Here is a 26,750-nt window from a genome sequence, read left to right on the forward strand (position 1 = left end):
CACCATCATCGAGAGCAGCAGGTGCAGGATCGCATGGTCGGGGACGCGCGATTGGATGAAGACCGTGGCGCGCTGCGGATCGATGCCGGCGGCGAGCCAGTCGATGAGCAGCTCGCGCGAGAATTCCTTGATGCGGCTGGTGTCGGCATAGTTGGTGGAGAGGGCGTGCCAGTCGGCGACGAAAAAGAAGCAGTCGTACTGTTCCTGCAGCGCCTTCCAGTTTTCCAACGCGCCGAGCCAGTTGCCCAGGTGGAGGAGCCCGCTGGGCTGCATGCCGCTCAATACTCGTTTTTTTGCGTGGTGGGTCGTCATCATGCTCCTGTTATTCGAGCTGGATCAGTTTGCCCTGTTTGACCTGAATGAGAAAAATCCGCCGCTCCAGTGTGCCGCCGGGACCGAAGGACGCCAGCCCGCCCAGCGAGGGCAGGTCCTGGCCTTTTAAGAGCTGCTCGCGCAGGCCTTTCCCGTTCGTGGCGCCCCTGCGAATGGCCTCCAGGGCCAGCCGCGCCGCGTCGTAGGCCTGGGCGGCGAACAGGGTCGGATTGTTCTGGTACTTCCGCCGGTACTGCTCCACGAAGTCACGCATCGCCTGGTCCTGGCTCTCTTGAAACCAGCCGTCCACGAAGACGCTGCCGTCGATCGAGCGGTCCGCCAGGCGCAGCAAGTCCGGCGTATTCCAGGCATTGCTGCCCAACAGCGGGACCTTGATGTCGTAGAAGCGCAGTTGCGGGGCCAGCAGGGAGACCTCGCCGGCGCTGCCGGGCAGGAAGAGGGCGTCGAAGCCGGCCGTGTAGGTGATCTTGGTGGCGCCTTTGCTCGTCTGGCTCGTCGTGGCGGTCCCGTGCCGTTTCAGGTCTTCGGCTTTCAGATGCTTGATCTGCGGGCCGAAGTCCGTGGTGTTTTCCGGATAGGATTCGATGGCGATGATCTCGCCGCCTCGCTGGCGGACCTCCTGGCTGAACAGACGGGCCAATTCCTGTCCGTACGCGGTCTCCGGGTGGAGGATGCAGAGGCGTTTGTATCCCAGTCGCCCGACCGCATAGTCCGCCAGGCGGCGGGCTTGCTGCGGATAGGTGAGCGCGGTCGTGAACAGGTAGGTTCCCAGGCGACGCACGTCGGACGTCGTGGCCGCGGGGGTCAGAAAGGGCGTGTCGGTTTCCTCGGCTACGGCGGCGGCCGTCGGCAGGTGGCGCGAGAGGAGGGGGCCGATCACCGCCTGCGGGTGATATTCCGAGACCAACTCGAGCAGTTCGGTACGGAGCGTCGCCTTTTCCAGGCCGGTTGTGTCTTTGACGACGAGCCCGACGGAGGTCAACCCGGTCTCCTTGGCTTTCTCGATGGCCAGCCGAATGCCGTTCAGCGCCTCGGTTCCGAAGGGGCTCAGACGTCCCGAGGTCGGCACCGCCGCCGCCAGCACGTACTGGCTGGTCTTGAGCTTCGTCTTGTGTACGCGCAATTGCTCCGCGGCGGACTGGGCATAGTCGTGGGAAGGAAAATGCGTGAGGAAGAGGCGCAGATTACGCTCGGCCAGATGCTCTTCCCCCCGCGCCTGGTGCATCTCGATCAACCGAATCAAGACGAGGTCGCCGGGAAATGTCGTCGGGTAGGCGTCACGCAGATGTGCCAGCGCCGTGCGATCGGCTTGTTCCTGCACGAGGCGCCTGATGCGCTCGCGCGCCTCGGCGGTGCGCTCGGCCGGGCCGATGGACATCTCCTCCAGCCAGGTTTGAGCGGCCCGCACGTAATCCTTCTTGATGGCCTGGACTTCTCCGATCGCCTTGAGGACGTCGCGCTTGGTCTCGATGTCCTCCGCCTGCGCGCGCACGTCGGACAGGAGGGAGAACGCCTGGTCCGTCTTGCCCAGGTGTGCCTGCACGGTGGCGAACAGCATGCGGCTCCGGACGGCCACCTCGGCCTTCGGGAATTCGGTCAGGAGGCGGTCTAAGTAATCGGCCGCCGCGGCATAGTCTTTCTTGTCGTTGAGCGCGCCGGCCATGAGGAAATAGACCTGGGCTAACGAGTCGCCCTTGGCCGAGGCCAGGAGCGGCTTGAGGGTTTCGATGGCTTCGTCGTCTTGTTGGGCGTCGAGCAGGGCTTTGGCTTTTGCCAGGGGCCCGTCATCCGGCTTCTGCGGAGGAGCGTTCTTGATATGGGGGGGCGGCGGAGCGTCGGCGTCGGCGCCGTAAATGGTCGGGGGTTGGCTCAGCGAGGCGAGCAGCAGAATGGACAGAGACAGACCGGCGGCCAGGCCGCGCACAGAGAGGGAGCGGACCAAAGGGCACGTGGGGGAAGGGGGGTGTTGTTGTGAAGGACTTGAAACGACCATCGGCTCCTAAGTATTGCGCCGGTTTGTGCGCGAAGGCTTCTGTACTATAGGGGGCAGGTGCGGGGCTGTCAAGGCAACGACGAAGCGTATCATGTTGTTTTCACAGATGTTCATGCGTATAGTCGGAAAATGTCCAGCAGGGTGGGCTGATGGAAAGACTTGACGGGTTGGTGGATCGCTACCTCGCCGATTTGCGGGTCGAAGCGGGACTGGCCGGCAACACCCTCGAGGCCTACCGGCGCGATCTGCAGAAGCTGCAAGATTTTTTCGCCGCCCGCGCGATCCGTGATCCGGCGGGCGCGACCCGTCCGGTCATGTCCGAATTTCTGGCGCATTTGCGGCGCACGAATCTCTCGCCTGCGTCCGCCGCCCGATGCATGGCCGCGTTGCGGGGCTTCTTTCGCTTCCTCTGCCGCGAGCGGTTTGTTCAGGAGAACCCGCTGCTCAACTTCAAAACTCCGCGCCCCTGGGTGAGGCTGCCCAAGGTGCTCTCGCAAGCCGAGGTCTCCAAGCTGCTCGAGCTTCCGGCGGAGACGCAGCCGGAAGGCAAGCGCGACGCGGCGATGGTGGAATTATTGTATGCGACGGGGTTGCGGGTTTCGGAATTGGTGAATCTGGAAGTGGCGCATCTGAACATGAGCGTCGGGTATGTGCTGGCGTCGGGCAAGGGGGCGAAGCAACGGGTCGTGCCGATCGGCGAAGTGGCCCGGCAGAGACTGGAGGCCTATCTGGAGCAAGCCCGTTCGGCCATGGTCAAGGGCCGTCAGGTGCGGCACCTGTTTGTGACCCGGCGCGGCACCAAACTCACGCGCCAGGGGTTTTGGAAAGCGCTCAAGGCGCGGGCGCGGCGCGCCGGGATCACGAAACCCATCTCGCCCCATATGCTCCGCCACTCCTTCGCGACCCACTTGCTGGATCGCGGGGCCGATTTGCGCTCGGTCCAGACGATGTTGGGCCATGCCCGGATCACCACGACCCAGATTTATACGCATGTCGAGCGCGAGCGGCTGAAGCGCGTGCATACGAACCTGTTCCCGCGGAAGCAGCGACGCGGCGTCAAGGCGAAATGATGAATGCTGAACGATGAACGGATGACGGGACATGCAGCAACTCCGCGGCCAGGTCGTTCATCATTTATCATTTATACTTCATCGTTGCTTGTCGCGCGGTTGACAACCAGCGGCAGACTTGATACCATCCGAACACTCTCGCGCAACTGCTCGGCAAGCTTAAGAATTCGGGCGGATAGCTCAGTTGGGAGAGCGCTGCCCTTACAAGGCAGAGGTCACAGGTTCGATCCCTGTTCCGCCTACCAAACCTGTGACGCGATCGAAGAGTGGGCATCTCACGGAGTCGAACGGTAGTATCGAGGTGCCGGGCACAGAATTTTATCTGCACATCATCTATCCGAACTATGGGGCCGTCGTTCAGCTTGGTTTAGGACGCCAGATTGTCAATCTGGAGGTCGCGGGTTCAAATCCCGTCGGCCCCGCCAATTTCCCCCAATGGGTTGAGTGGTTTCGGTATTGTAAGCCCTGCATGATGCGGGAGGAGATGTACTAGCCTGATGATGTCTCAGACCGGTCCTCTTGGGCTCGTCGGTTCGCTTGGGACGGTATCGAAAGTCGTTCTGCTGGTGCTCTTCCTCTTCTCCGTCGTTTCCTGGACCATCATTCTGCTCAAATGGCGGACCTTCCGCGCCGGAGACCGGGACGACCGGCGCTTCATGAACGCCTTCGCCAAGACGCAGGACCAGGAGGACCTCCGCCGGCAGGCGCGTCGATTGCCGGCCAGTCCGACGGCCATGCTTTTTCTCGGGGTCACGGATCGGCTGCAGGGGGAGTCCCGTGAAGGTCGAGATGGACTGACGGTCGGCTCCGCCGATCCGGTCGAGGAGCAGTCGCCCGCGGACCGCCAATATATGGATCGGGTCGTGGCGCATCTGGTGCAAGACCAGATTGCCAAGCAGGAGACATACCTGCCGTTCCTGGCCACGACGGGCAATATCACGCCGTTCGTCGGGCTTCTGGGCACGGTAATGGGGATCATCGACGCCTTCGGGGAAATCGGCAAGCAGGGAACCGCCAGCATCTCGGCGGTGGCTCCCGGCGTAGCGGAAGCTTTGGTCGCCACTGCCGCCGGTCTCTTTACGGCGATTCCGGCGGTCATCGCCTACAATTACTTCCTGAATCGGATCCGCAAGTCTTCGTTCCGGGCAGAGGCGTTCAGCATCGAGCTGATGCACCGGCTGCAGGCCAAGCCCAAGGCCGCGGGGGTGCGCGGGTGATCTTCGAAAGCCGGCGCCGCCGGTTCATGGCCGAGATCAACGTGGTCCCGCTCGTGGATGTGGTGCTGGTGCTGCTGATCATTTTCATGGTGACGGCGCCGATGCTCTACCGCGGCATGGACATCAAACTGCCGACCTCCGCCAGCAATACGATCAAGCCCGAGGAACGGCTCGTGCTCACGATCGAACGGGATCAGAAGCTCTATCTCGACAAGGACCGGGTTTCTCCGGCTCAGCTGGAGACCCGTCTGCGGGCGGCGAAGCAACGGAATCGCGAGGTGTCGGTGTTCCTGCGGGCCGACCGCGAGGTGCCCTACGGCACCGTCGTGCAGGTGATGGACGGGGTCAAGCAGGCGGGGATCGACAAGCTGGGCATGGTGACGGACCCCGTCGGGCCGGAGCGTGTGACGGACGGGCTCGCGAAGGAGCCGGGCAGGCCATGAGCGTCGGGGAGGGCGCGCGCGCATCTGAGGTGGCGCGACGGCGGACATGACGGCGGACGCCTGTTCAGATTCGTCGCTCTGGTGGCAGGGGACGGCGCCGCAGCCCTCGCGTCCGGGCGCGATGCTCGTCCTGTCGCTGCTGCTGCACCTGGCGGTGCTGATCATCGCCGGCGGATTCAAGTTGCCGAGCAAGATGGACCGGCCGCTGGCTTCGTATCAGGTCTCGCTGGTCACCTTGCCTCCGGCGCCGCCACCGGCTCCGGTGCAGCGGGCCGTGGAGGCGGAGGTTCCGGTCTCCCCGCCTCCGGCGCCGGCCGCGCCGCCACCGGCTCCGGTGCCGCACGTGGTCAAGCCGGCGGTCGCGCCGCCCGTCACGGTGCCCAAACCGCCGCCGGCTCCTGCGCCCTCCAAGTCGGAGGCGCAGCTCAAGGATCTTTTGCGCGGGATCAAGTTGCCGCCGCAGGCGCCCGCGTTGGGCGATGTGGCGCCTGCGCCGAAATCGGCGCCGGTCCAGCGGGTGCAACCGGCCAAGACCGACGCGTCGCAGCAGAAGTTCAAGCGGGAGATCGACGACCTGCTCAAGAACGTGGCGGTGCCCGAGTCCCAGCCGGTGGCCGTCGGACCCACCATGCCCAAGGAGAACCAGGCCAAGCAAACCTTGACCCAGCAGATGCAGAACCTGGAGCCGCAGACGTTGAAGCCCGCTCCGGAAGAAGCCATTCTGAAGCGGCCGGCGCCGACGCAGCAGGCCAAAGCGGCGGCCAAGATTCCCGCCACCAGGATGCAGGTGCTCGGCGTCGCAACGGGATTCAACTGGTATCTTGCGCAAGTCCAGCGGTTGATCAGCGCGCAGTGGGTGGCTCCGCCGGTGGACTTGACCGGCAGGATGTACAGAGTCGTGATCAAATTCCGGCTGGACCAGTCCGGGGGCGTGAGCGCGGTGGCGGTGGAGACTTCGTCCGGCAACGGCTATTTCGACGATGCGGCCACCCGCGCGGTGCTGAAGGCCGACCCGCTCCCGCCGTTCCCGAAGGATTTGGCCGAGTCGTCCTTGGACGCGCATTTCAGTTTCGTGGTGGGTGAGGGGGTTGGGTAGGCGGATGCGATACCTGCTCGTCATAACGTTGCTCCTGGGGGCCGGGCTCGGGGCGATCCTGGAATCCGGCGCGGCGGACGTGTTCCTGGAAGCGACGCGGCCGGACTTTCAGAAAATTCCGATCGCCGTGCTCGGGTTTCGCGACGGACAGCTGCCGGACAACCCCGGGTCGAGGCTGACGCAAGTGCTCAAGGACGACCTCCGCCGCTCGCTGATTTTTTCGGTGACGGATCCGGCGAAGCTGGGCCTGACGCTGGACGGGGCCTACGGGGCCCAAAACGTGCTGTTCAAGCAGGCGGTGGACAACGGGATTGCGGTGTTGGTCTGGGGGCAGGTTGCGGCCCGCCAGCCGGATTTGGTGTTGGACGGGTTGATCTACGACGGCGTGAAGCAGGAAGCCATCGCCAGCAAGCGCTATGTCGGGGCGCCGCCGGTGCTGCGTCAGATGGCGCACCGTCTGGCCGACGAGCTGGTGTACCGTTATACGGGGGAGCCGGGAATCGCCAAGACCAAGATCGCGTTCGTGTCGGAGCAGGGGGGTAGCCGCGAACTCTACGTCATGGACTACGATGGCTACGGCCCGCGTCAGGTGACGGCCGATGGGTTTCTGAGTCTCATGCCGCGCTGGTCGCTGGATCGGCGGCACATCGTCTTTACCACCTACCGGAGCCGGACCAAGCAGGATATCGACGCGATTGAGTTGGCCACGGGGAAACGGGCGACCCTGGTGTCTATGCCCGGGCTGAACATCACCCCGGCCTTCTCGCCTGATGGGACGGATCTGGCCTTCGCCTCCAGCAACGAGGGGAATGCCGAGATCTATAAACTGAGCTTGCGCACCAAGACGCTGACCCGGCTGACGGTCAACAACGGCGGAGACTTGTCCCCTGCCTGGGCGCCGTCCGGCCGTGAACTGGCCTTCGTGTCCGACCGGGGCGGCAGCCCGCAGATCTACTTGATGAGCGTCGACGGTTCCAATGTGCGCCGTCTGACCTTCGAGGGCGATCACAATGCCGCCCCGGCCTGGTCCCCGCGCGGCAATTGGATCGCCTACGTTTGCCGCGGCCAGGACCGGCAGTATAAGCTGTGCCTGATCAGTCCGGACGGGCAGAAGCGGATTCAGATCACGTCAGGCCAGGGAGTGGACGACTCGCCTTCCTGGTCGCCGGACGGTCGGCATCTGGTATTCAGCTCGACCGCGGAAGGGAAGAGCCACATCTACATGATCAACAGCGACGGAACCGATCTCGAACGGCTGACGTCGGGCGGAGTTCACCACAGCGCTCCTGCCTGGTCGCCGGCGTAGAAGACGGGGCCGTCTCGGTTTATGCCGAGGAAGCAGAGAAGGTGTTAACCTCAGGAGGAGACAAGCCTATGCATACATGCACGCGAACCGTGACGATGGTGGGTTTGCTGGGGCTGGTGGCATTGGTCGGTGCCGGCTGCAGCAAGTCCATCCAATCGGATGTCGGATCCAAATCGTTCGAGCCGGCGCCCAGCCAGTCGAAATCCGCCGGACAGGATGCGCCCGTCAGCCAGTTCGGCTCGTTGCCCGGCGACAGCAACGGAAAGTCTTCGGGGAAGGGGTCCGGCGAAGAGCGGGTATCGGAAGGGGTTGCCGTCGCCAAGGCGGAGTCCTCCGGATCGTCCAGGCAACAGGAGATGCAGCAGGAGGCGGCGGCGACGGCCGAGGCGGGACTCGACGACGTGTTCTTCGCCTACGACTCGTGGAAGCTGAGCGAGGACGGCAAACAAGCGCTGTCCAAAGACGCGGAGTGGCTCAAGACCAATGGATCGCAGAAGCTGGCCGTCGAAGGTCATTGCGACGAGCGCGGCACCCAGGCGTACAATCTGGTCCTGGGGCAGAAGCGGGCCAAAGCGGTCCGCAATTACCTGGTCGAACTCGGCGTGGCCGGCAATCGCATCACGATCGTGTCGTATGGCAAGGACCGGCCATTCTGCAAGGAGTCCAATGAGTCTTGTTATCAACGGAACCGGCGCGGCCACCTGGTCGTCAGCGGCAAGTAAGCGGCGCGTCCGGTCCGCGCCGCGCGCGGGTGAGGTCCGGCGGTGAGGGTGCAGGTCCAGGTCGGGCGGTTCCGGTCCGGTCCGGCGGGCAGGACCGCCGCGGCCTGTGCCGGTCTCTGTCTGTTGTTGACCGGCTGTCTCGCGCAAAAGTCCGAGCTGGTCAAGGTCAGCCAGGACTTGGACAAGAAAATCTCCCTGCTGGATCAGCGGGAGAAAGACATCGAGGCGAAGAACAAGAATCTCGACGAGCGGATCGCGCAGACCAACACCCTCATCAATGAGGCTCGGGCGAGGGCCCTCAGCGCGATCCGTGAAATCCGCGAGGAAGACCAGCCGAAAATCCAGGGCAAGATCGATGAGAGCGATTACAAGGTCAAAGCCCTGGAAGCGCGGGTGGAGGACCGGGCCACCAAAATCGAGCAGTTGATCGCCAAACGCGACGCCGAATCGGAGAAGCGCGCGGCTTCGCTGGAAAAGACCGTGAGCAGTCAAACGGTGGCGCTGGCTTCCATGGCCAAGACGGTCGATGGGCGTCTGGAAGAGCATGACAAGGCCGCCGCCGCGGCTCAGGCGCAGACCCGCGCGCTCAACGAGCAGATCGTCCAGTTGAACCGGGCTCTGACCGATTTCCGACAGGCGCTGTCCGGCTTGGGCGACAAGCTGGTCCAACAGGAGCAACGGACCAACGATGTGTCGGCCAGGCTCCAGGCCGATGCCAAGGCCACGAACGACCATTTGGACAAGGTGACCAAGAGCGTGGGCACCGTGGCCAAAACGCTGGAGGCGGTCGGCGCCAAATTCGTGGCGCAGGAAGAGGCGCAGGATCGACGCTTGGACGACATGGCCAAGTCGCTCCATGCAGCCACCGCCCAGATGCAAGCTCTGACCCATACCGTCGCCAAGCTGCAAGGGCAGGGGAAGGGCGCCAAGGGAAAACCGGACGGAAAGGCAAGTCACCCGGCGACCGGCCAGGCTCCCGCAGCGGCGGAATCCAGGCCCGAGCCTCAGGCGGCCCCCGTAATGTCCGAGTCCGAAGCGGGGGCGTCGGAACCGGCGCCAGCGGCATCGGCTGACGAACCGGCCAATGCCGGGGCGGCGGCTGCTTCGGCTGCAGCCGAAGACGGCGCTATGCAGGTCGCCGGGCCGCTGGCCGGCGAGGCGCTCCTGACAGGTGACGGAGACCGGGCCGGCGGAGCCAAAGCGGCCTATGATCGGTCGTTCCAGCGGTTCAAACAAAAAGATTTCGACGGGGCGCTGGAACGGTTTTCGGAGTTTCTGACCCAGTACCCGACGAGCAAGCTGGCGCCGAACGCGCAGTATTGGATCGGAGAATGTTACTTCGGCAAGAATGAATACGGCCGGGCCATTGCCGCCTATGAGCAGGTGAAAGCCATTGATCCGGCCAGCGAGAAGGTGCCGGCCGCGCTGTTCAAGAAGGGGCTGGCCTACCTCGCGCTCAAGGATCGCAAGAAAGCGTCGCTGGCGTTGACGCAAGTGGTCGAGGTGTTTCCCAAGAGCCCCGAAGCGGGCAAGGCCCGCGAAAAATTAGTCCAACTCAACCAAGGCCGATAACATCATGCGAATGTGTCATGTGCCGTCCGGACTATCCGTCAGGTTGCTGGCCGTCATGGCCTGGGGTTGGCTCACCCTCGCCGGCTGTGCCAGCCACGCCGACTTCGTGAAGACCCAGGAGCAAGTCCGGGCCGTCGCCAAATTGCAGGAGCAGGACCGGCAACGCGACGAAGAGATCCAAAAACGGCTCCAAACCCTGGAGTCGAAAGGCGGCAAGACTCCGCCGGCGGACCAGGCGGTCAAGGGGCGGACGAAGGACGTGGAGGCGCTCCGGCAGCAGATGGAAGAACTGACGGACCGGTTGAACGACCTGGACCGCCGGGTCGCCCGGCTGCAAGACAGCCAGTACGCCTCACCGACGCCGGCCCCGGCCAAGCCGGATGCGACGCCCGCCCAGCCGCCCAACGAACCGTCCCGACAGTCCAAACCGGCCAAGCTGCCGGAGCCTCCGGCCGTCCTTCCCGGCACCCCGGACATTTCACCCACCAGTGCGTTCAACTTGGCGCAGAACGACTATCTCAACGGGCGGTATGAGTTGGCCATCCGGGGCTTCGAGCGGTTCTTGAAAGATTTTCCCTCGACGTCGAAAACCCCCGATGCCCATTATTTCATCGGCGAATCGTACTACAGCCTGAAAGACTACCCGCATGCGATGCAAGCCTTCGACGTGGTCATCCAGGAATATCCGAAGAGCGAAAAAGTGCCTCCCGCTCTGTTCAAGCTGGGGCTGTCCTCGGCGGAAACCGGCGATCCCCTGAAAGCGCGTAGTTACCTGAAGCGGGTGCTTGAGGAGTTTTCCTCCTCCAACGAAGCCAAGCTCGCCAAGAACAAACTGGCCGAACTCCGATGAGTCGCTCCCCACAGTCCGCCCCGCCGCCGGCGCGGTGCCGTCCGGCTCGCGTTGTGAGCCGCGCGTCCGCCGCCCGCAACAATTTTGGCAACCAGAGGAGGCCAGGTCGGTGACCCTCGTGAGCCGTACTGGAAAAATTCAGGTGTTGCCCGGCGACGTGGTCAGCAAGATCGCCGCCGGCGAAGTGGTGGAACGGCCGGCGTCCGTCGTGCGGGAGTTGGTGGATAACAGCCTGGATGCCGGCGCGACGAAAATTACGGTGGAGGTGCGGGACGGCGGGCGTACGCTGATCAAAGTGACCGACGACGGGGAAGGGATGAGCCCGGAGGACGCCCCGCTGGCTCTGCAACGCCATGCGACCAGCAAGGTTCGCTCGGAACAGGACCTCTGGTTCATCCAGACGCTAGGGTTTCGAGGAGAAGCCCTGCCCAGCATCGCCTCCGTGTCCCGGCTGACGCTGATCACGGCCCGGCGGGATGAGCCGGTGGGCACCAGATTGGTCCTCACGGGCGGGGTGACGGAGCAGCGGGAGGACGTGGCCGCGTCACCCGGCACCCAGATCGAGGCGACGGACCTGTTCTTCAATACGCCGGCGAGAAAAAAGTTCTTGAAAGCCACGCCGACGGAGTTGTCGCACATCTGCCAGGTGATGCAACAAGCGGCGCTGGCCTGGCCGCAGGTCCGGTTTCGGTTGCTGCACAACGGGCAGGAGGTGTTGGACTATCCGGCTGCCGCGTCCCTGCGCGACCGGCTGCTGCAACTCTACGGCCAGCGCTGGCTGGAGCAGGTGGTGGATGTGCGGGGCGAGGGCCCTGGCCTGCGTCTGACCGGCGTGACCGTACACGGAGCTCAGGTGAGGGCCGGACGCACCCCGCAGGAACTGTTCGTCAACCGCCGCGCCGTCAAGAGTCCGACCGTGGCTCATGCGATCGCCGACGGGTACGGCTCCTTCCTGGCCAAGGGGCGATATCCTCAATATGTCTTGTTCCTGGAGGTGGAGCCGGCGCGGGTGGATGTGAACGTGCATCCGGCGAAGCGCGAGGTGCGGTTTGCCGATCAGGACCTGGTCCATCAAACGGTCCGGCGTTCGGTCCGGACGGCCCTGGGCGGCAGTCCGGAGAGCATTCAGCTTGACGGGCAGTCTCAGCAACCGACCGACCGGGCCGCGGGCGGATCAGCCGGCTGGCAGACTCAGCCGGCTCTGCTCCTGCGAAGGGAAGGTCTGCAGACGACGACGGGCCGGGCGAACCCAGCCGGACGGGATGCAGCGTCCTCCTTCTCGGGAGACGAGCAGCTGGCCGTCCCGGGGATCGGGGAGGCCTCGCCCGGCTATCTAATTGAGGCGGCGAGCGAGGTGACTCCGCTGGGCCAGGTCAGCGGGACGTTTTTGGTCGCCCAGGTCGGCACGGAGCTGCAGGTGATCGATCAGCATACGGCGCATGAACGGGTGCTGTTCGAGCGTTTGTGGCGGGCCTGGCTGGAACATCGCGTGCCGTCCCAGCCCTTGCTCATTTCGGAGCCGATCGAGGTGCCGCTCCAGGGTGCCGCGTTGCTCACGCGTCACCTGCCGGAGTTGGACAAACTCGGGCTCTCCATCGAGCCTTTCGGGGCCGGCGCCTTCGTGGTGCGGGCGGTTCCGGCCCAGCTGGCGCATCTGGACTATGTCGCGCTCGTGCACGACTTGATCGAAGACCTGTCGGAATGGAACGCCGCCTCGTCGCTGGAGGCCAAGGTGCGGCCCATCCTGGCGACGCTGGCCTGTCACAGCGCGGTGCGGGCCGGTCGGGCGATGGAACCGTCCGAGAGCAAGCAGCTGATCGAAGACTGGGTGCGCGAGGGGTTGCCGATGACCTGCCCGCACGGGCGGCGGGTGGCGCTCCGCTTTCCCGCGGCGGAATTGGGTAAAATCTTTGGCCGCGCCTAACGCAGCAATGCTTAATGTTGCATTGTTAATGTTCAATTAAAAACCGGTTATGACTTCCATTCAACATTCAACATTGAACATTGAGAATTCTCTTAAGGCGAAGCCCCTCGTCGCCCTGGTCGGGCCGACCGCCGTGGGCAAGAGCCGCGTCGGGATTCTGTTGGCCAAGGCGTTGGGCACGGAGGTCCTCACGGCCGATTCGCGCCAGGTCTTTTGCGGCATGGATATCGGTATGGACAAACCGACGGTGGCGGAGCGGCAAGGGGTGCCGCACCGGCTGATCGATCTGGTCGAGCCGGACCAGCCGTTCAACGTGGGGCTCTATCGCCGGCACGCGCTGGAGGAGATCGGGCGTTTGCATGGAGCGGGGAAGCTCCCTCTGCTGGTCGGCGGAACGGGCCTTTACGTGCGCGCGCTGCTGCGGGGCTTGTGGGACGGGCCGGCGGCCGATTGGGCTTTGCGCGGGAGGCTGGAAGCCGAGGCGCGCGACCAGGGGATCGGGGTGCTCTACCAGGAACTGTCCCGTGTGGACCCGGCCTCGGCGCAGCGGCTGCATCCGCACGACCAGGTGAAGATCATCCGGGCCTTGGAGGTCTACCGGTTGTCCGGGCGTCCGCTCTCCGCCGCGATTCACGAACATGCCTTCGGCGAATCGCCGTTCTCGTCGCTCGTGATCGGCCTGACGCGCGACCGGGAGGCGCTCTATCGAAGGGTTGATGCCAGGGTTGACGAGCAGTTGGCCAAGGGCTTGCTGGAGGAAACCCGGAGCTTGTTGGCCGAGGGGTATCGTCGCGAACTGGGCTCCATGAAGGGGCTCGGGTACCGGCAGATGGCCGGGTACCTGGCCGGCGAATATCCTTATGCCGAGGCGGTGCGCCTGCTCAAGCGGGACACGCGGCATTTCGCCAAACGGCAACTGACTTGGTTCCGCAAAGAGCCGGGGCTGATCTGGCTGACGATCGGAGAGCAGGACAGGTTCGAAGACGTGTCGGCTCGCATCGTGGAACTGGTCCATCGGTTCCTGGCCGACCTGGCCGGGGCGGCGAGAAAAGAAATACGGAAGACGGTCGTGGCAACCTAGGAGGAGAGCAAAGAGTGGCACGCAAGCAGGCAGCGCAAGCGAGAGCAACCATCGGTATTATCGGAGGCAGCGGCCTCTATGAAATGGACGGGTTGGAGCAAGTCCGCGAGGTGAAGGTCAACACGCCGTTCGGCAAGCCGTCCGACGCCATCATCCTCGGCCGGATCGACGGGCGTTCCGTGGCCTTTCTCTCCCGGCATGGCCGGGGACACCGCATCAGCCCGAGCGAGATCAACTACCGGGCCAACATCTATGCCATGAAATCGCTGGGGGTCACCCGAGTGATCGCCGTCAGCGCGGTGGGCAGCATGAAGGAATCGGTGCGGCCGGGCGACGTGCTGTTGCCGGATCAGTTCATCGACTTCACGAAACGCCGGATCGGCACCTTTTTCGATCGGGGCATCGTGGCCCACGTGGCGTTCGCCGACCCGATCTGCCCGCATCTCTCGGGCGCGATGGCCGAGGCCGCCCAGGGGGCCGGCGCCACCGTGCATCGGGGGGGGACCTATCTCTGCATCGAGGGACCTCAGTTCTCCACGCGGAGCGAGTCCTTCCTCTACCGGCAGTGGGGCGTGGATGTGATCGGGATGACCAACCTGCCCGAAGCCAAGCTGGCGCGGGAAGCCGAGATCTGCTACGCCACGTTGGCGCTGCCGACCGACTACGATTGCTGGCATTCCAGCGAGGAGTCCGTGACGGTCGAGGCGATCCTGGCGACCCTCCACAAGAACGTGGCGATGGCCAAACGCATCCTGCGCGCCACGTTGCCGGTTGCCGAGGAGCCGCGGACCTGCGCTTGCGGGACGGCATTGGAGTACGCGGTGCTGACGGCGCCGGACAAGATCACCAAGGAGGCGCGCAAGCGTCTCGGCTTATTGCTGGGCCGGCGCTATGCGCCGGCGAAAGGAGGCCGCTGAGATGGGCAAGCTGTTGGTCGTCGGCTCGGTCGCGTTGGATACGGTCCGAACTCCGTTTGGCGAAGGCACCGAGGTATTGGGCGGGTCGGCGACCTATTTTGCAACCGCGGCCAGTTATTTCACCGGCGTGGATCTCATCGCCGTGGTGGGGGAGGATTTTCCGGAGGCCCACCTGAAGTTCCTCAAGAGCCGCGGCATCGACCTGGCGGGATTGGAACGGCGGCCCGGCCAGACCTTTCGCTGGAAAGGCGAGTATACTCACCAGCTGAACGAAGCCCATACCCTGGACACCAAGCTGAACGTCTTCGAAACGTTCCGGCCCAAGATTCCCGAGGCGTACCGGTCGCCGGACTTGCTGTTTCTCGGCAATATCGACCCGGAGCTCCAGTTGGACGTGCTGCAGCAGGTCAAGCGGCCCACGCTGGTGGCCTGCGACACGATGAATTTTTGGATCAACGGCAAGCGGGACGCGCTCTGGCGCACGTTGGCCCAGGTGGACGTGCTGGTGATCAACGACGGCGAGGCCAGGGCGCTGGGCGAGTCGCCGAACCTCGTGCAAGTGGCGCAAAAGATTCTCGCCAAGGGGCCCAAGCATCTGATCATCAAGCGGGGGGAGTACGGGGTCTTGTTCTTCAACCAGAAGCAGATGTTCGGGGCCCCCGCCTATCCGCTCGAACAGGTCCGCGATCCGACCGGGGCCGGGGACACGTTTGCGGGAGGCTTCATGGGATACCTGGCGGCGACCGGCAATCTGTCGGAGCAGGCCATCCGGCAGGCGATCATCTTCGGCAGCGTCATGGCTTCCTTTACGGTTGAGGCCTTCAGTCTTGACCGATTGCGCGCGCTGGATTACAAAGAGATCGAAGCCCGGTTTCGGGAATTCAAGCGGCTCACCCATTTTGACGATTTGCCGTGAGGTCGCCATTGCTTCAGCGCGTGAGTGGAACCGTTCTGGCCTGTCTCCTCTGCTGGATGGGCGGGTGGCTGGGCTGCGGCTCGGAGGAAGCGGTCAAGCGGGCCGACGGCTATTACAAAGAAGGGATGGCCAATCTGGAGAACAATCGCCAGAAGGCCTTTGTCTCCTTCCAGAAGGCGATCCAGGAAAATCCCAAGCATCGGGACGCGCATTATTATGCGGGGCATATCTATGCCGAACAGCAGAAATATCCGCAGGCCGAGGAGGAGTTCCGCGAAGCGTTACGGATCGACCCTGAGTACTCCGAGGCACGCAATTACCTGGGCAACGTGCTCAAGGAGCAGGACCGCTGGCAGGAGGCGATCAGCGCCTATCGTCGCGCGTTGAGCAACCCCTTGTACGCGACGCCGGACGTGGCCTGGTACAATCTGGGCCTGGCCCTCGCCCATGAAGGCGATATGCCGGGGGCGGCGCGGGCCTTCGAAGACGCCCTGTTGGTAACGCCTCCAAACGCCCCTTCGGCGCAGGTGCAGTTGGAGTTGGGGCGGGTCTATTACCGTCTTGGTTATGATACGAAGGCGCGCGAGTTTCTGATGCGCGTGGCCACGTTGGATAAGGGCGGACGGTTCGCCGCCGAGGCGAACCAATTACTGGAGCGGCTCAGGCCGTAGCGGACGACGGAGTCATATGGAATCGATCGGGGATTTTTTCAGGCAGGTCCGCGAAACCAAGGGGCTGACGCTCGACGATGTCGCCTCGAAGACCCGCATTCATCCGGAATTCCTGATGGCGCTCGAGGAGGGCAATTATGCCCGGTTGCCGGATCAGGTGTTCGCCAAGGGGTTCGTCCGATCCTATGCCCGTTCCCTGGGACTGGACGAGGAGGACGCCATGCGGCGGTTCGCCGATTCCGCGGGGTCCTTCTACAACAAGCAATCGGAGCTCGAACTGCTGCGGGTGCGGCAGGTGGCGGATGAACGTCAGCGGCAGGCAAACCGCAAGGTGATCTTTGCCGCCGCCGCCGTGGCGGTGCTGGCGTTGGTCCTGTTGCTCGGTCGCGAGCAATCCACGATGACCAAGCACCGCCCGGCTGTCGACGCGGAGCCGCCCGCCGCCCCTGCGGGGCCGGCGACGGGCGCATCGCGCGCCCAGGCCGAGCGCAAGCCTTCCGACAGCGCGCCGGTTCGCCGCGGGCCGGAGCGGCCCGAGACCGGGCCCTCTGCCGCAACAGAGCCGAAGCCCCAGGAGGCGGTGCCGGGGCCCGGCCAGTCGGCCGCGGAGCAGGAGGCGATATTGCCCCTGCCGACGGTATCCACCTCCCCCCTGGCGGGCCTGCCGGGCCAGGCCGACCCGACGCATTCGGCCCCGCTGGTGCTTGACCTGGAGGCGCTGGAACTCAGTTGGGTCGTCATACAGATAGACGGGGCCAGCCCCCACGAGGCCTTGATGCGGCCCGGCGACCGGGTACAATGGAAGGCCTCGGACCGGTTTTCCCTGACCCTGGGCAATGCCGGCGGCGTCCGTGTCTCGCTCAACGGCAAACAACAGGGCCCCTTCGGCCCGCGCGGCCGAGTGGCTCGGGACATCGTGCTCAAACGGCCGTGATGCGTCATTCCTGAAGCATGAAGCGCGAGATGGTTCGACGCTGCATGCGCGACGGTTTTCATGGCGGTTGACGATCCTGCCTCCTCTTCCGTGCAACCGGCGGTCGAATTCCTCCGTTCCCGCTTGCCCGGCCGGCCCTCCGTCGGCATCATCCTCGGGTCCGGGTTGGGGGGCTATGCCGACGAGGCGCAGGCCTTGGCCGCAATTCCTTATCAGGAGATCCCCGGTTTTCCCCGTTGCTCGGTCGAAGGCCACGCGGGGCGTTTGGTCCTCACGGAGCGCGGCGGGGCCTGCGTTGCCATTCTGCAAGGCCGGGTCCATCGCTACGAGGGCTATGCGCTCGATACGGTCATCCGCCCCGTGCGGGTGCTGGCCGCGTTGGGCGTCCAGACGCTGATCGTGACCTGCGCTGCCGGGGCCTTGGATGATGCGCCGCCCGGCACCTGTATGTTGATCGAGGACCATCTCAATCTCATGGGCGATAACCCTCTGATGGGGGCGGCTCCCGGCGGAGGTGGGTTCGGCGGATTCGTCGAAATGGCCGGTGCCTATGACCGGGCCTTGTTGGCCCTGGGCGAGCGGGCGGCCCTGGCTGCAGGCCTGCCGGTTCGGCGGGGTATCCTCGCGGCAGTGACCGGGCCGACCTACGAAACGGGAGCGGAGGCGGCGATGCTCGGGCGGTTGGGGGCTCAGGCGGTCAGCATGTCCACGGTGCCCGAAGTCATCATCGCACGGGCGTTGGGTTTGCGGGTCTTGGGGCTGGCGCTGATCACCAACCAGGCCGGAGCCCCGTTGGACTGCCAGGTCGGGCACCGGCAGGTGGTGGCGATGGCGACCAGCAAGGCGGCGGCGATCGGAATCTGGCTGGATGGGGTGCTGGACGGGTTGTAGCCGGTCCTCGTTCGGCGGCGTGTCGCTTGACAAGCAGGGGGCGCATTGTTATATTTCGCCCGTTTTGCCGGGGCCACAGTCTTCATTCGGACTTGTGGGTGATTCAACAAAAAGGAGGAGTCGAGATGCGGTACGTGTCGAAGTCTCTGGGTCTGTTGACTGCCCTGATGTTTGTCGCCGCCACGGCGGCTGTGGCCGAGGAGCGGGATCCGCTGAAGCCTCGGGTGCCGGCGGATCAGATCGCCGAGGCGAAGGGCTTGAAGAATCCGGTGGCGAATACGCCGGAGAATATCGCCAAGGGGAAGGCGCTGTTCGAGGGCAAGGGCACCTGCTTCAACTGCCATGGCAAGGAAGGCAAGGGCGATGGTCCTGCCGGCGCGATCCTGAACCCGAGCCCGCGGAACTTCACGAACTGCAAGTTCCACAAGAAGCGGAAGGACGGGGAGCTCTTCTGGGTGATCAAGAACGGGAGCGCGGGAACCGGCATGGTGCCTCTGATCCCGGCCGCGATCAACGAAGAAGAAGCCTGGACGATCATCAATTACGAGCGGAGCTTCTGCAAGAAAGACGCTGAATAAGTTTTTCAGCGGGTGTGAGTAGAAGGGCGGAGGGTGATTCCCTCCGCCCTTTTTTTATTCAGGACGGTGGAAAAGACCGCCAGCGGTGCGTTCAGTCGCTCGGCCGCTCAACGTACTTCTCCAATGCGCCTCGATGCCTCGCTCCTTGCGGCCGTAACTGTGGGAGAGGCGTGTCGTGGTGCGCCGGGGTGGGGCGGGTGAGACGGTGGTCTTTTGGATCATCCTGTAGGGCGAAACTATCGCGGGTTGCGACAACAGGATTCAGGGACGAGGGGCGGTTCTGGCCAATGGCAGCGCTGCCGCTTTGCTGGTCGGAGGCAGGGCGGGGAAGACGGCCGGACGTTGATCCTGCTTGAATTGGGACTTGGCCGTGGCCGGGACCGTCTGGCGCACGAAGGTCGCCAGTTCGCCCAGCGTGACCTCGCCGTCATGGTTGGCATCCGCGTCGCCTTTCAGCCCGCGCAGCACGTAATAGGTGAACAGACCGTGCTTAAGCTGGTCCGGTTCGAGGCCGGACTGCAGGCCGGTCGTTCCGATCAACCGCACGAGTGTCCCGCCTCCGACATCCCATTGGGGCGCCTTGGCGTCCTTCCCGAGCCGCAACAGAGCCCCGTCGAAGATCAGCACCACTTGCTGGGCGTTTAACTTTGCCAGGGCGGCCTGCAGGTCCTTGAGCGGATAGAGTCTGGCTCGGGATGTTGTGCTGCCTTCATAGGGGAGCAGGAAGGTCTCGCCGGTGGGGGACACGAGCGCCTGGCCGGCAAAGTAGACGATCACGATGGAATCCGGCGTCAGCCGGGGCGGCAGCCAGTCCAGAATGGCTTCTTCGATATCCGGTCGCAGGGCCTTGCGGTCCTGCAAGACCCGAACGTTGGCGGCCGGCACTCCGCCGATGGTTTTGAAGTACGAGGCGACCAACTCCGCGTCCTGCGCGGCGAATTTCCTGGTCGGGACCGCCGGATCCCGGTAGTCGCCGATTCCGACCGCGAGTAGGTGGGTCTGGGGACGTTGAAAGCCGGCCACGGCGCCGGGCACCTGGTCCACATTCGTAAAGATCATGCCGGCGCCGGCGGCGGCTGCTGCGGCTCCTGCGCCGGCGGCCCGCAAGGCGGTCGTGAAGGACTGGGGCGGGGGGCCGGCGCCGGCTGCGTCCGCGACTGAAACCTGCAACTGGGCCTGCTGCGCCGGCAGCGAGGGAGGAATCGTCGCCACGAATTCGATCGAGCGGGACTCGCCTGGCTGGAGGGGGCCGACCGGCAGGGTCGTGGCCGGAAACTGTCCGAGCAATGCCGGGGTGCCGGTCAAGGTGACCGCCACATCCCGGGTCGGCATCCGTCCCGCGTTGACCAGGTCCACCCGGACTTTCACCCGCTCGCCGCCTTCCAGGATCGAGTTGCTGTTCTCGTCCAGGACCGTGGCTTTAAAGGACAGACCCGTGGGCATTGCCGGAGGCGCGACAGGCGCAACCGGAGCGGGAGCCGGCATCGCCTCCGGCGCGGCTCCTGCAGTCTGGCCGGTCGGCGCGGCGGCATACTGGCCGTCCGGATCCAGAAGGGCCCGAGAGTGTTTGATGAACTGAACCGCGAGGGCCACGGCGCTGTCATGGATCAGGGAATAGGAGTTGGTATACATGCATCGGTGTTGGGTCGGCTCCAGGACGAGCCTGTCCTTCCGTCGGACCGAAAAGTTTTTTTCCGACAGGACTTTGCCGGCCGGATCGCGAAAGACCGTCCCGAGTTCCAAATTCAAATCGGCCGGCAAGCGGTCGTAGATTCCGTCGGTCTGAATTTCCAAGCCGGACTGCAGCAGCCCGATCCGCACAGTCAAATCCGGTGTGGTTCCGGCCGGCGGGGTCTTGGTGTCGAAGTACACCGTTTTGAAGGTCTGATGGGAGGCTTGGAGCAGGGTGGACTCCAAATCTTCCCCCACCCGCAGTTCCTGGGGCGAGTTGCAGGCGTTGGTATATTGCAGCTTGGCCTTGCTCAAGGTGGGGTCGAATTCCAGTTTGATCGTGTGGGGGAGCGGGGGGCCCAGGCTGGGAATGGTGGACCGGGTGAAGGTTTTGGTGACTTTCTCGCAGCCCGCCGAAGCGGCCAGCAGGCACAGGATAAGGGGCAGCAGTGTAGCCATACGGCTGCCGGCCACGGACATTCGGATGGTCCGATGATGGCGGGTCGTTGGGGTGCGCTGCGTCACCGAGTTGAGCCCTCCGGAGAACATGCTCCGCACCGACGTCTAGGATACGACATTCGGCACCGTACCGAAACCCAGACCGAAATGCAACAGGCGATCACGAAGGCGGAGACGCTTGCCTGTCCCCTCCGTCTCGTCTATTCTAGCGGCGACTCATCTAGGCGTACTGGCGGCAAGGTACTTATCCGCCCGTATCTGATCGAAGCGGGCGGCTCAAGCAGGGCTTGTATGTTGGTCCTGGGCCTGTTGAATTTGCGGGATGCGGCGGCGGCGCTGCTCCAGGATGGACACATTCTGGCGGCGGCCGAGGAAGAACGGTTCGTCCGGACCAAGCATGTGACGGCGCTGCCCCTCCAGGCCATCCGCTACTGTTTGCAGGAAGCCGGGGCGAGGCTGGATGATCTCGATGCGATCGCCGTCCCCTGGAAGTACTGGGTCGTGGGGCGACGCGCGGCGCTCGCCCTCGGGGCGATGGTCCGTTCGCCCGCGTTGTTTCGGGTCAAAGGCCGGCGGAGCGCCGAGCGGCTGAGCCACGAATGGACCGAGCAAGTGTTGCTCACGTCCAAACTCCGGGACACGTTCGGGCCCAGCCGGACGAAGCCGGTTTTCCTGGACCATCACCTCTGCCACGCAGCCAGCACCTTTCTCGTCTCTCCCTTCGAGCGGGCCGCCATCCTGGTGGTAGATGGCGCGTCCGAAGCCCACACCTCGATGCTGGGATTGGGCGAGGGCCGTCAGATCACCGCCTTGAAGCGCACCAACTTGCCCCATTCGCTCGGCCAGTTCTATGCCGCGATCACGGCCTATCTCGGATTCACGCCGGATCAGGATGAATACATTGTCATGGGCCTGGCCGCATACGGGGAGCCTCGGTATGCCGAAACGCTGCGCCGACAGATTCTCACGCTCGCGCCGGAGGGAGCGTTCCGCCTCAATACGAGACTGTTGGATTTCCACCTAGCTCGGGTCGGACTTTTCGTGCCCGAGCTGCTTCGTCTCCTGGGGCCGAACCGGAAGGCCGACGAGGAGATCACCCAACGCCATCGCGACGTGGCCGCCAGTGCCCAACTGGTGTTGGAGGAGACCTTGCTGCATCTGGCCCGGTATCTCAAGGACGCGACCGGCGCGGAGAACTTGTGTCTGGCCGGAGGCGTGGCCTTCAACTGCGTCGCGAACAGCCGGCTCCGGCAGGAGGTTGGCTTCCGGCAGGTCTATGTGCAGCCGGCGGCCGGCGATGCAGGTGCGGCGCTTGGCTCCGCCCTCTGGCTTGCCGCCCGCCGCGGCGAGCTGCGCCAGCGGGAGGTGATGACCAGCGCCTACCTCGGGCCTCAGTTCAGCGAAGACGAATGTCGGCAGGCAGTGGAACGAGCCGGGTTGTCCGCTCAAACCTTGGCCGAGGAAGCCCTCTGCGATCGCGTGGCCACGGAACTGGCCCATGGCCGGCTGGTGTTCTGGTTCCAGGGCCGGATGGAATGGGGGCCTCGGGCCTTGGGTAACCGCAGCCTCCTGGCCGATCCCCGCCGGGAGGACATGCGCGAGCTCATCAACAGCAAGGTGAAGTTGAGGCAGCCGTTTCGGCCCTTCGCCCCTTCGGTGCTGGAAGAGCGGGCGGCAGAGTATTTCGAATTGACTGAGTCGTCGCCGTTCATGCTGTTCACCCACAAGGCCCGTCCCGCCGCCAAGGGCGTGATCCCCGCCGTGATCCACGTGGACGGCACGGCGCGCGTCCAAACCGTGGATCGCGAGGCCAACCCGCGCTATCGCAAGTTGATTGAAGCCTTCACGCAAAAAACCGGCGTGCCGGTCCTCCTGAACACCTCCTTCAACGTGAACGAACCCATCGTCTGCACTCCGGACGAGGCGGTGCAGTGCTTCCTCCGGACCGAGGTGGACTGGCTGGTAATGGGGAACTTGCTGGTGAGCAGGCCGGAAGCCGTCAGGCGTGCAACGTGAAGCGTGAGGCGTCGGACAAGCCTCACGCCGACTCTCCCGCCCTCGACGCGCTGCTGCTTTTCTTTCTGCTGAACCTGTCATTGCAACCCTTGGTCGAGCCGGATTTCGGCTGGCACCTGCGGACCGGCCTCGATCTCTTGCAGAACGGCTGGCGGATGCCGGCCACCGATCCCTATTCCCACACCATGCCCGACTGGCCCTGGGTGGACCATGCCTGGCTGACCGACGGGTTCCTGGCGCTGCTCTATCAGGGGATGGGGACTGTTGGTCCCATGGCCGTGATTGGTCTGTTTGCGGCCGTGACCCTGGGCGCCTTCTGGATCGTCGTTGGTCTGGCGCAGGCAAGCCGGACGTTCAAGTTACTGGCCCTCTCCGGTTCGTTGTGGGTGGCGCTGCCGTTCCTGGGCGCAAGAACCCAATTGGTGACCTTGCTGGGCTTGGCCCTGCTGCTCCGCTGGTTCGGTCTGTATCGAGCGGGGAAGCTGGCCCATCTCTGGATGGTGCCTGGGCTGTTCCTCCTCTGGGCCAACCTCCACGGAGGGTTCACGGCCGGGCTCTTTGTCTTGGGACTGTTGCTCGCTGCCTCTGCTGTGGTGCGTGTGGCGAAGGATCGCGGGCTGTCGTTCACCGATCACCTGTATGAGCCGGTCCTGACCTGGCAACAGATCGCTCACCTGGGGTTGGTGATCCTGCTGGCCTTCGGCGCGACCTTTCTCAATCCCTATGGCTGGCATCTCTATGGGGAAATCATCGCCTCGCTGAACGATACCTTCATGATCCAGACCCTGGATGAATGGCATCCGGTCTCGCTGGAGAAGCAAGCGGGCCTGACCTATGTGGTCTACCTGATCGCGTTGGGGTTGGCGGTCCTGGCCGGCTATCGCCGTCTCGAGCCGGTTCGCTGGACCATCCTGTTCGTCTTTCTGGTCTTGTCCTTAAGACATTGGCGCAATGTCCTGTTTTTTCTCCTGCTGAGCCTGCCCCTCTGGGCCGAGCTGTTGGATGGGGCCTGGGGGAAATTCTGTGCGCGGTTCCAGCTGAGTCCTGCCTGGCAGAAGCGGTGTCTGTTCGCTGCCACCCTGGCCGCGGCCCTGTGGGTTGGGTCGCTAGGGAGCGACCATCTCCAGCATGTCGCCCAGTCCGGCCTGGCACCGCAGAGGTTCTTCCGCCGGACCGAATATCCGATCGAAGCGGTCGAATGGATCAAGGGGCATCGTGCACAGCTCGGCCAACGGATGTACAACGATTATGGTCATGGCGGGTTTCTGCTCTGGTGGCTGCCGGGGGAGAAGATATTTATTGATGGCCGCATGCCAGCCTTTCGGATCGGCGACCGGTGGATATTCAAAGACTACATGGTGCTGACGAACAACAACCCGCCGGACTTGGCGGTGCTGGAGAAATATCACGTGGACTGGGCCATCGTGTCGGTCGGCACGCCGCTCAGTCAGGCGCTGGCGAAACAGCCGGACTGGCGCGAAGTCTATCTGGATGCGAAGGTGGCGATTTATGTGAAACGCGGAGAGGCTGGACAGCAGGGCTGAGCCCTGTGATTGCACAACGCACATTGACAGGGATGTTTGCGGTTGGGCGGTAAACCATTAGTTCTTTTGAGCATGGTGTCAAATTAAGTAGGAGGGGTGGCATATGCCTCTGTCTTGTTTAGTTACCTCAAAATGCCCTTGGGCTGGGTTCTATCCCCGCCAGCCTAAGTGCCCTCTTCACGATCCATCTGGACGAAGTTTGGATGAATTCAACGCTGCGTTGAATGAAGTATTCAGCCGAACAACTCGCGGGACATCAATTGGCCTGTTGAATATCCAATTCCCCAATAACTTTCGGGCGTCAGAAGTGCAACTTCTTTGGCCGGGACCGATTGATTTTACAGATTCCACTTTTGAGAACGCCGACTTTAGCGCAATTGAATTCGAGAGTGGGGTCAAATTTGAAAAGTCGATATTCCGAAAACAGTCCACTTTTGAAGAGGCAAAGTTCAAGGGGATCGCCTCGTTTGCTGAAGCCTATTTTGCATCAGGCATCGACTTTTCAGTGGCTCATTTTATAGAAGAGACATCCTTTAAAGGAACTCGCTTTGAGGGCCTTCCACTTTTTGAGTCGACTCAGTTTGGTCAGAAAGCCACCTTTATTTCTGCGAAATTTAAGATGGGCGCGACGTTTGATAAAGTCATCTTCGAAGCCGATGTTAATTTCTCCCTTGCTGTTTTTTCTGGGTATGCCAAGTTTTCGGACAAAGTGCAATTCAAGAAGTCTGCTGGGTTCTGGCAAGTCGAGTTTGCCGAGGCGGCGTTTTTAAATACCACTTGTGCTGAAAAAATGGATTTCACCGGGGCTGTATTTAATGGAAGGTTTTCCTACTGGGAGTGTTTACAGCAAGAGATGTTGTTCGTTGCGAGTAGATTTCAAGCTGGCGCACTTTTCGTTGGCAAACGCGAGAGCCTTTTATTTTCAGATTCCAAATATGTAAACTTCGACGAAACATTCTTCGGACAGCCCAATCTTGTTCATTTTCAACACGTCGACCTTAGCCGGTGCAGTCTGTTGGGGGTTGATCTAAGAGAAATAGACTTCAGCCTTGGCGTTTGGAGACGGCCAGGTCGCATGGGTACGTGGAGGCGAAATGTGTTATTTACTATCCGTCCTGAAAAAACTGTTCGTGCTGAGCTGGAGGTTGCATATAGACAAATACGACAAAGTTTTGAAGATAGACGTAACTACCCTCAAGCAGGTGATTTTTATTACGGGGAAATGGAGCAACGAAGAAAGCGCAGCTTGGAGCAGGGACATTTGCCGCTGCTTACCATTTTGTATATGGGATTGAGTGGCTATGGGCAAAAGCCGGCAAGAGCGCTTCTGGTCCTGCTTGGGTACTTGGTTTCAATAACACTCCTGTATTCTTATCTGGGCATGGAGCTTTCCGAGGCTTCGCCATACAATCTGCCAAATTCTAACTTGAACGTATTCTTGTATTACACGCTTCCTTCAGTACTCCTGCTTTTTCCGACGTACTTCGAACCTACAACAAGTCACCAAGTACTGATAACATTGTTTTCAAAAGTATTCGTTCCGTTACAGGTTGCTTTTCTAGTTCTTGCTGTCAAACGATCCTTTAAGCGATAACGGTTGGGCAGTGTGTGCAGTTATCTACTCATCTAAAGAAAAATAAAGTCAGGTCTTGCAGTCAAGCTTTGTTATACCGTCCTGCCTTGTCGTTTCGTCTCACCGCCAGCAGCTCGCAGAACATCCGCAGCCCATCTCGCAGCACCAGCACTTTCGAGCCTGGTTGGTCGGACCAGTTGATCGGCACTTCGGCGATCTGATAGCCGCGCCGTTGCGCGATGTAGAGCAGTTCCAGGTCGAAGCCGTAGCCGTCGATTTGGGAGACACCGAACAGGTCCTGGGCTACGGCCGCGCGGAAGAGTTTGAAGCCGCATTGCGTATCTCTGATGCCGGGAATGCCGAGACGTTGCACGCACCAGTTGAAGAGGTTCCCCGAAACGGACCTGTGCCAGCGGACCTGGACCTTGTAGCGGGCATCGCGATAGGCCAGGGGACGGGAGCCGATCGCCAGATCGGCGCCATTGTGAATGGCCGCTTCCAGCCGTTCTACTTCCTGAATCGGCGTGGCTCCGTCCGCGTCGGCCATGAGGCGAAGTTCGCCGCGGGCCTGCTGCATGCCGGTCCTCACTGCCTGGCCCTTGCCTCTGTTCGTCGGGAGCCGGATGAGCCGTACCGCCTGATGCTGAGCCTGGAACTGCTCCACAACCGAAACCGTTTCGTCCCGACTGCCGTCATCCACGACTAGGATTTCATAAGGCTGGCCCTTCTGCCCCAGATAGGCAGTGATGTGCTGCAAGTAGGGCAGAATCCGCTTGGCCTCGTTATAGGCAGGAATGACGATGGAGAGTGGGATCGCCTGGTTCTGGGGGGATGCCGTCACGCGGACTCCGGAATTGGCGTCAGCCTACCCGGCAACCGGGTGGATTGCAAGACGATTTGCAAGGGATGCGAGGCTTGACAAGCCTACCCCTCAGGCCTGATCGTAAGAGCTGATAGGCGAGGGGTAATCCCT

The 26,750-nt window shown here is 63.0% G+C and carries 23 protein-coding genes and 2 tRNA genes; 21 read left to right on the forward strand and 4 right to left on the reverse strand.

Annotated elements, in window-relative coordinates; genetic code table 11:
* The coding region (locus EPO61_06880) for a tryptophan--tRNA ligase (GenBank protein TAJ09135.1) at positions 1 to 312 on the reverse strand (312 nt) is incomplete at its 3' end.
* Between the two features lie 10 nt (positions 313 to 322).
* A complete protein-coding gene (locus tag EPO61_06885) occupies positions 323 to 2,326 on the reverse strand; it encodes a hypothetical protein (GenBank protein ID TAJ09078.1) in 2,004 nt (667 codons plus the stop codon).
* Between the two features lie 149 nt (positions 2,327 to 2,475).
* On the opposite strand from EPO61_06885, the gene xerD reads away from it, so the two are divergent.
* The 18 genes from xerD to EPO61_06975 all read left to right on the forward strand — a co-directional run bounded on the left by xerD (position 2,476) and on the right by EPO61_06975 (position 18,514).
* Entirely contained in the window at positions 2,476 to 3,396 is a 921-nt protein-coding gene (gene xerD, locus EPO61_06890) for a site-specific tyrosine recombinase XerD (GenBank protein TAJ09079.1), read from the forward strand.
* 169 nt (positions 3,397 to 3,565) lie between these two features.
* Positions 3,566 to 3,641, forward strand: a tRNA-Val gene (locus tag EPO61_06895).
* Positions 3,642 to 3,742: 101 nt separating this feature from the next.
* Positions 3,743 to 3,821 (forward strand) — tRNA-Asp (locus EPO61_06900).
* A gap of 72 nt (positions 3,822 to 3,893) precedes the next feature.
* A complete protein-coding gene (locus tag EPO61_06905) occupies positions 3,894 to 4,613 on the forward strand; it encodes a hypothetical protein (protein ID TAJ09080.1) in 720 nt (239 codons plus the stop codon).
* Positions 4,610 to 5,056, forward strand: a complete 447-nt coding sequence (gene tolR, locus EPO61_06910; GenBank protein ID TAJ09081.1) for a protein TolR — start codon at positions 4,610 to 4,612, stop codon at positions 5,054 to 5,056. Before EPO61_06905 ends, tolR begins: the two co-directional genes overlap by 4 nt.
* Positions 5,057 to 5,684: 628 nt before the next feature.
* Entirely contained in the window at positions 5,685 to 6,152 is a 468-nt protein-coding gene (locus EPO61_06915; protein ID TAJ09136.1) for a TonB C-terminal domain-containing protein, read from the forward strand.
* Between the two features lie 4 nt (positions 6,153 to 6,156).
* Positions 6,157 to 7,458: a Tol-Pal system beta propeller repeat protein TolB gene (gene tolB, locus EPO61_06920; GenBank protein TAJ09082.1), complete on the forward strand. Its 1,302-nt coding sequence runs from the start codon at positions 6,157 to 6,159 to the stop codon at positions 7,456 to 7,458.
* Positions 7,459 to 7,526: 68 nt separating this feature from the next.
* Positions 7,527 to 8,180, forward strand: a complete 654-nt coding sequence (gene pal, locus EPO61_06925; protein ID TAJ09083.1) for a peptidoglycan-associated lipoprotein Pal — start codon at positions 7,527 to 7,529, stop codon at positions 8,178 to 8,180.
* A 42-nt stretch (positions 8,181 to 8,222) separates the two neighbouring features.
* Positions 8,223 to 9,752 (forward strand): tol-pal system protein YbgF, encoded by a 1,530-nt coding sequence (gene ybgF / locus EPO61_06930; protein TAJ09084.1) that lies wholly within the window; start codon positions 8,223 to 8,225, stop codon positions 9,750 to 9,752.
* Between the two features lie 4 nt (positions 9,753 to 9,756).
* The gene (ybgF, locus tag EPO61_06935; GenBank protein TAJ09085.1) at positions 9,757 to 10,602 is read left to right on the forward strand and encodes a tol-pal system protein YbgF; all 846 of its coding nucleotides are present in this window, start codon (positions 9,757 to 9,759) and stop codon (positions 10,600 to 10,602) included.
* Entirely contained in the window at positions 10,538 to 12,526 is a 1,989-nt protein-coding gene (gene mutL / locus EPO61_06940) for a DNA mismatch repair endonuclease MutL (GenBank protein TAJ09086.1), read from the forward strand. The genes ybgF (EPO61_06935) and mutL overlap by 65 nt, the downstream gene beginning before the upstream one ends.
* A gap of 49 nt (positions 12,527 to 12,575) precedes the next feature.
* Positions 12,576 to 13,607: a tRNA (adenosine(37)-N6)-dimethylallyltransferase MiaA gene (miaA, locus tag EPO61_06945; GenBank protein ID TAJ09087.1), complete on the forward strand. Its 1,032-nt coding sequence runs from the start codon at positions 12,576 to 12,578 to the stop codon at positions 13,605 to 13,607.
* Between the two features lie 83 nt (positions 13,608 to 13,690).
* Positions 13,691 to 14,524 (forward strand): S-methyl-5'-thioadenosine phosphorylase, encoded by an 834-nt coding sequence (gene mtnP, locus EPO61_06950; GenBank protein ID TAJ09137.1) that lies wholly within the window; start codon positions 13,691 to 13,693, stop codon positions 14,522 to 14,524.
* A gap of 1 nt (position 14,525) precedes the next feature.
* Positions 14,526 to 15,440 (forward strand): sugar kinase, encoded by a 915-nt coding sequence (locus EPO61_06955; protein ID TAJ09088.1) that lies wholly within the window; start codon positions 14,526 to 14,528, stop codon positions 15,438 to 15,440.
* A 20-nt stretch (positions 15,441 to 15,460) separates the two neighbouring features.
* Positions 15,461 to 16,111, forward strand: coding sequence for a tetratricopeptide repeat protein (locus EPO61_06960; GenBank protein TAJ09089.1), 651 nt, complete (start codon positions 15,461 to 15,463; stop codon positions 16,109 to 16,111).
* A 16-nt stretch (positions 16,112 to 16,127) separates the two neighbouring features.
* The gene (locus EPO61_06965) at positions 16,128 to 17,045 is read left to right on the forward strand and encodes a helix-turn-helix domain-containing protein (protein TAJ09090.1); all 918 of its coding nucleotides are present in this window, start codon (positions 16,128 to 16,130) and stop codon (positions 17,043 to 17,045) included.
* A 60-nt stretch (positions 17,046 to 17,105) separates the two neighbouring features.
* Positions 17,106 to 17,936 (forward strand): purine-nucleoside phosphorylase, encoded by an 831-nt coding sequence (locus EPO61_06970; GenBank protein ID TAJ09091.1) that lies wholly within the window; start codon positions 17,106 to 17,108, stop codon positions 17,934 to 17,936.
* A 167-nt stretch (positions 17,937 to 18,103) separates the two neighbouring features.
* Positions 18,104 to 18,514 (forward strand): cytochrome c, encoded by a 411-nt coding sequence (locus tag EPO61_06975; protein TAJ09138.1) that lies wholly within the window; start codon positions 18,104 to 18,106, stop codon positions 18,512 to 18,514.
* A 261-nt stretch (positions 18,515 to 18,775) separates the two neighbouring features.
* Here EPO61_06975 and EPO61_06980 read toward each other — a convergent pair whose 3' ends face one another.
* Positions 18,776 to 20,107 (reverse strand): hypothetical protein, encoded by a 1,332-nt coding sequence (locus EPO61_06980; protein ID TAJ09092.1) that lies wholly within the window; start codon positions 20,105 to 20,107, stop codon positions 18,776 to 18,778.
* Between the two features lie 9 nt (positions 20,108 to 20,116).
* Between EPO61_06980 and EPO61_06985 the strand changes: the two genes are divergently transcribed.
* The 3 genes from EPO61_06985 (at position 20,117) to EPO61_06995 (ending at position 25,798) form a co-directional block, all read left to right on the forward strand.
* Positions 20,117 to 22,660 carry a hypothetical protein gene (locus EPO61_06985; GenBank protein ID TAJ09093.1) on the forward strand — a complete coding sequence of 848 codons (2,544 nt, stop codon included), beginning with the start codon at positions 20,117 to 20,119 and terminating at the stop codon, positions 22,658 to 22,660.
* On the forward strand, positions 22,657 to 24,204 hold the full coding sequence (locus EPO61_06990; GenBank protein ID TAJ09094.1) for a hypothetical protein: 1,548 nt from the start codon (positions 22,657 to 22,659) through the stop codon (positions 24,202 to 24,204). Before EPO61_06985 ends, EPO61_06990 begins: the two co-directional genes overlap by 4 nt.
* A 103-nt stretch (positions 24,205 to 24,307) precedes the next feature.
* Positions 24,308 to 25,798 carry a pentapeptide repeat-containing protein gene (locus EPO61_06995; GenBank protein ID TAJ09095.1) on the forward strand — a complete coding sequence of 497 codons (1,491 nt, stop codon included), beginning with the start codon at positions 24,308 to 24,310 and terminating at the stop codon, positions 25,796 to 25,798.
* Between the two features lie 61 nt (positions 25,799 to 25,859).
* Here the strand turns inward: EPO61_06995 and EPO61_07000 are convergent, their stop codons facing one another.
* Positions 25,860 to 26,591: a glycosyltransferase family 2 protein gene (locus EPO61_07000; protein ID TAJ09139.1), complete on the reverse strand. Its 732-nt coding sequence runs from the start codon at positions 26,589 to 26,591 to the stop codon at positions 25,860 to 25,862.
* Positions 26,592 to 26,750 lie beyond the last annotated feature (159 nt).

It is taken from the genome of Nitrospirota bacterium, from assembly GCA_004296885.1.
Lineage (GTDB): Bacteria > Nitrospirota > Nitrospiria > Nitrospirales > Nitrospiraceae > SYGV01.

Excerpts from the sequence above, each read along its gene's own strand:
- miaA (TAJ09087.1), top strand. The coding sequence starts at position 12,576 with ATGACTTCCATTCAACATTCAACATTGAACATTGAGAATTCTCTTAAG.
- EPO61_06915 (TAJ09136.1), top strand. The coding sequence starts at position 5,685 with ATGCCCAAGGAGAACCAGGCCAAGCAAACCTTGACCCAGCAGATGCAG.
- ybgF (TAJ09085.1), top strand. The coding sequence starts at position 9,757 with ATGCGAATGTGTCATGTGCCGTCCGGACTATCCGTCAGGTTGCTGGCC.
- pal (TAJ09083.1), top strand. The coding sequence starts at position 7,527 with ATGCATACATGCACGCGAACCGTGACGATGGTGGGTTTGCTGGGGCTG.
- EPO61_06975 (TAJ09138.1), top strand. The coding sequence starts at position 18,104 with ATGTTTGTCGCCGCCACGGCGGCTGTGGCCGAGGAGCGGGATCCGCTG.
- xerD (TAJ09079.1), top strand. The coding sequence starts at position 2,476 with ATGGAAAGACTTGACGGGTTGGTGGATCGCTACCTCGCCGATTTGCGG.
- EPO61_06995 (TAJ09095.1), top strand. The coding sequence starts at position 24,308 with ATGCCTCTGTCTTGTTTAGTTACCTCAAAATGCCCTTGGGCTGGGTTC.
- EPO61_06885 (TAJ09078.1), bottom strand. The coding sequence starts at position 2,326 with ATGGTCGTTTCAAGTCCTTCACAACAACACCCCCCTTCCCCCACGTGC.
- tolB (TAJ09082.1), top strand. The coding sequence starts at position 6,157 with ATGCGATACCTGCTCGTCATAACGTTGCTCCTGGGGGCCGGGCTCGGG.
- mtnP (TAJ09137.1), top strand. The coding sequence starts at position 13,691 with ATGGACGGGTTGGAGCAAGTCCGCGAGGTGAAGGTCAACACGCCGTTC.
- EPO61_06955 (TAJ09088.1), top strand. The coding sequence starts at position 14,526 with ATGGGCAAGCTGTTGGTCGTCGGCTCGGTCGCGTTGGATACGGTCCGA.
- EPO61_06985 (TAJ09093.1), top strand. The coding sequence starts at position 20,117 with ATGGATCAGGGAATAGGAGTTGGTATACATGCATCGGTGTTGGGTCGG.
- EPO61_06965 (TAJ09090.1), top strand. The coding sequence starts at position 16,128 with ATGGAATCGATCGGGGATTTTTTCAGGCAGGTCCGCGAAACCAAGGGG.
- EPO61_06905 (TAJ09080.1), top strand. The coding sequence starts at position 3,894 with ATGATGTCTCAGACCGGTCCTCTTGGGCTCGTCGGTTCGCTTGGGACG.
- EPO61_06970 (TAJ09091.1), top strand. The coding sequence starts at position 17,106 with ATGGCGGTTGACGATCCTGCCTCCTCTTCCGTGCAACCGGCGGTCGAA.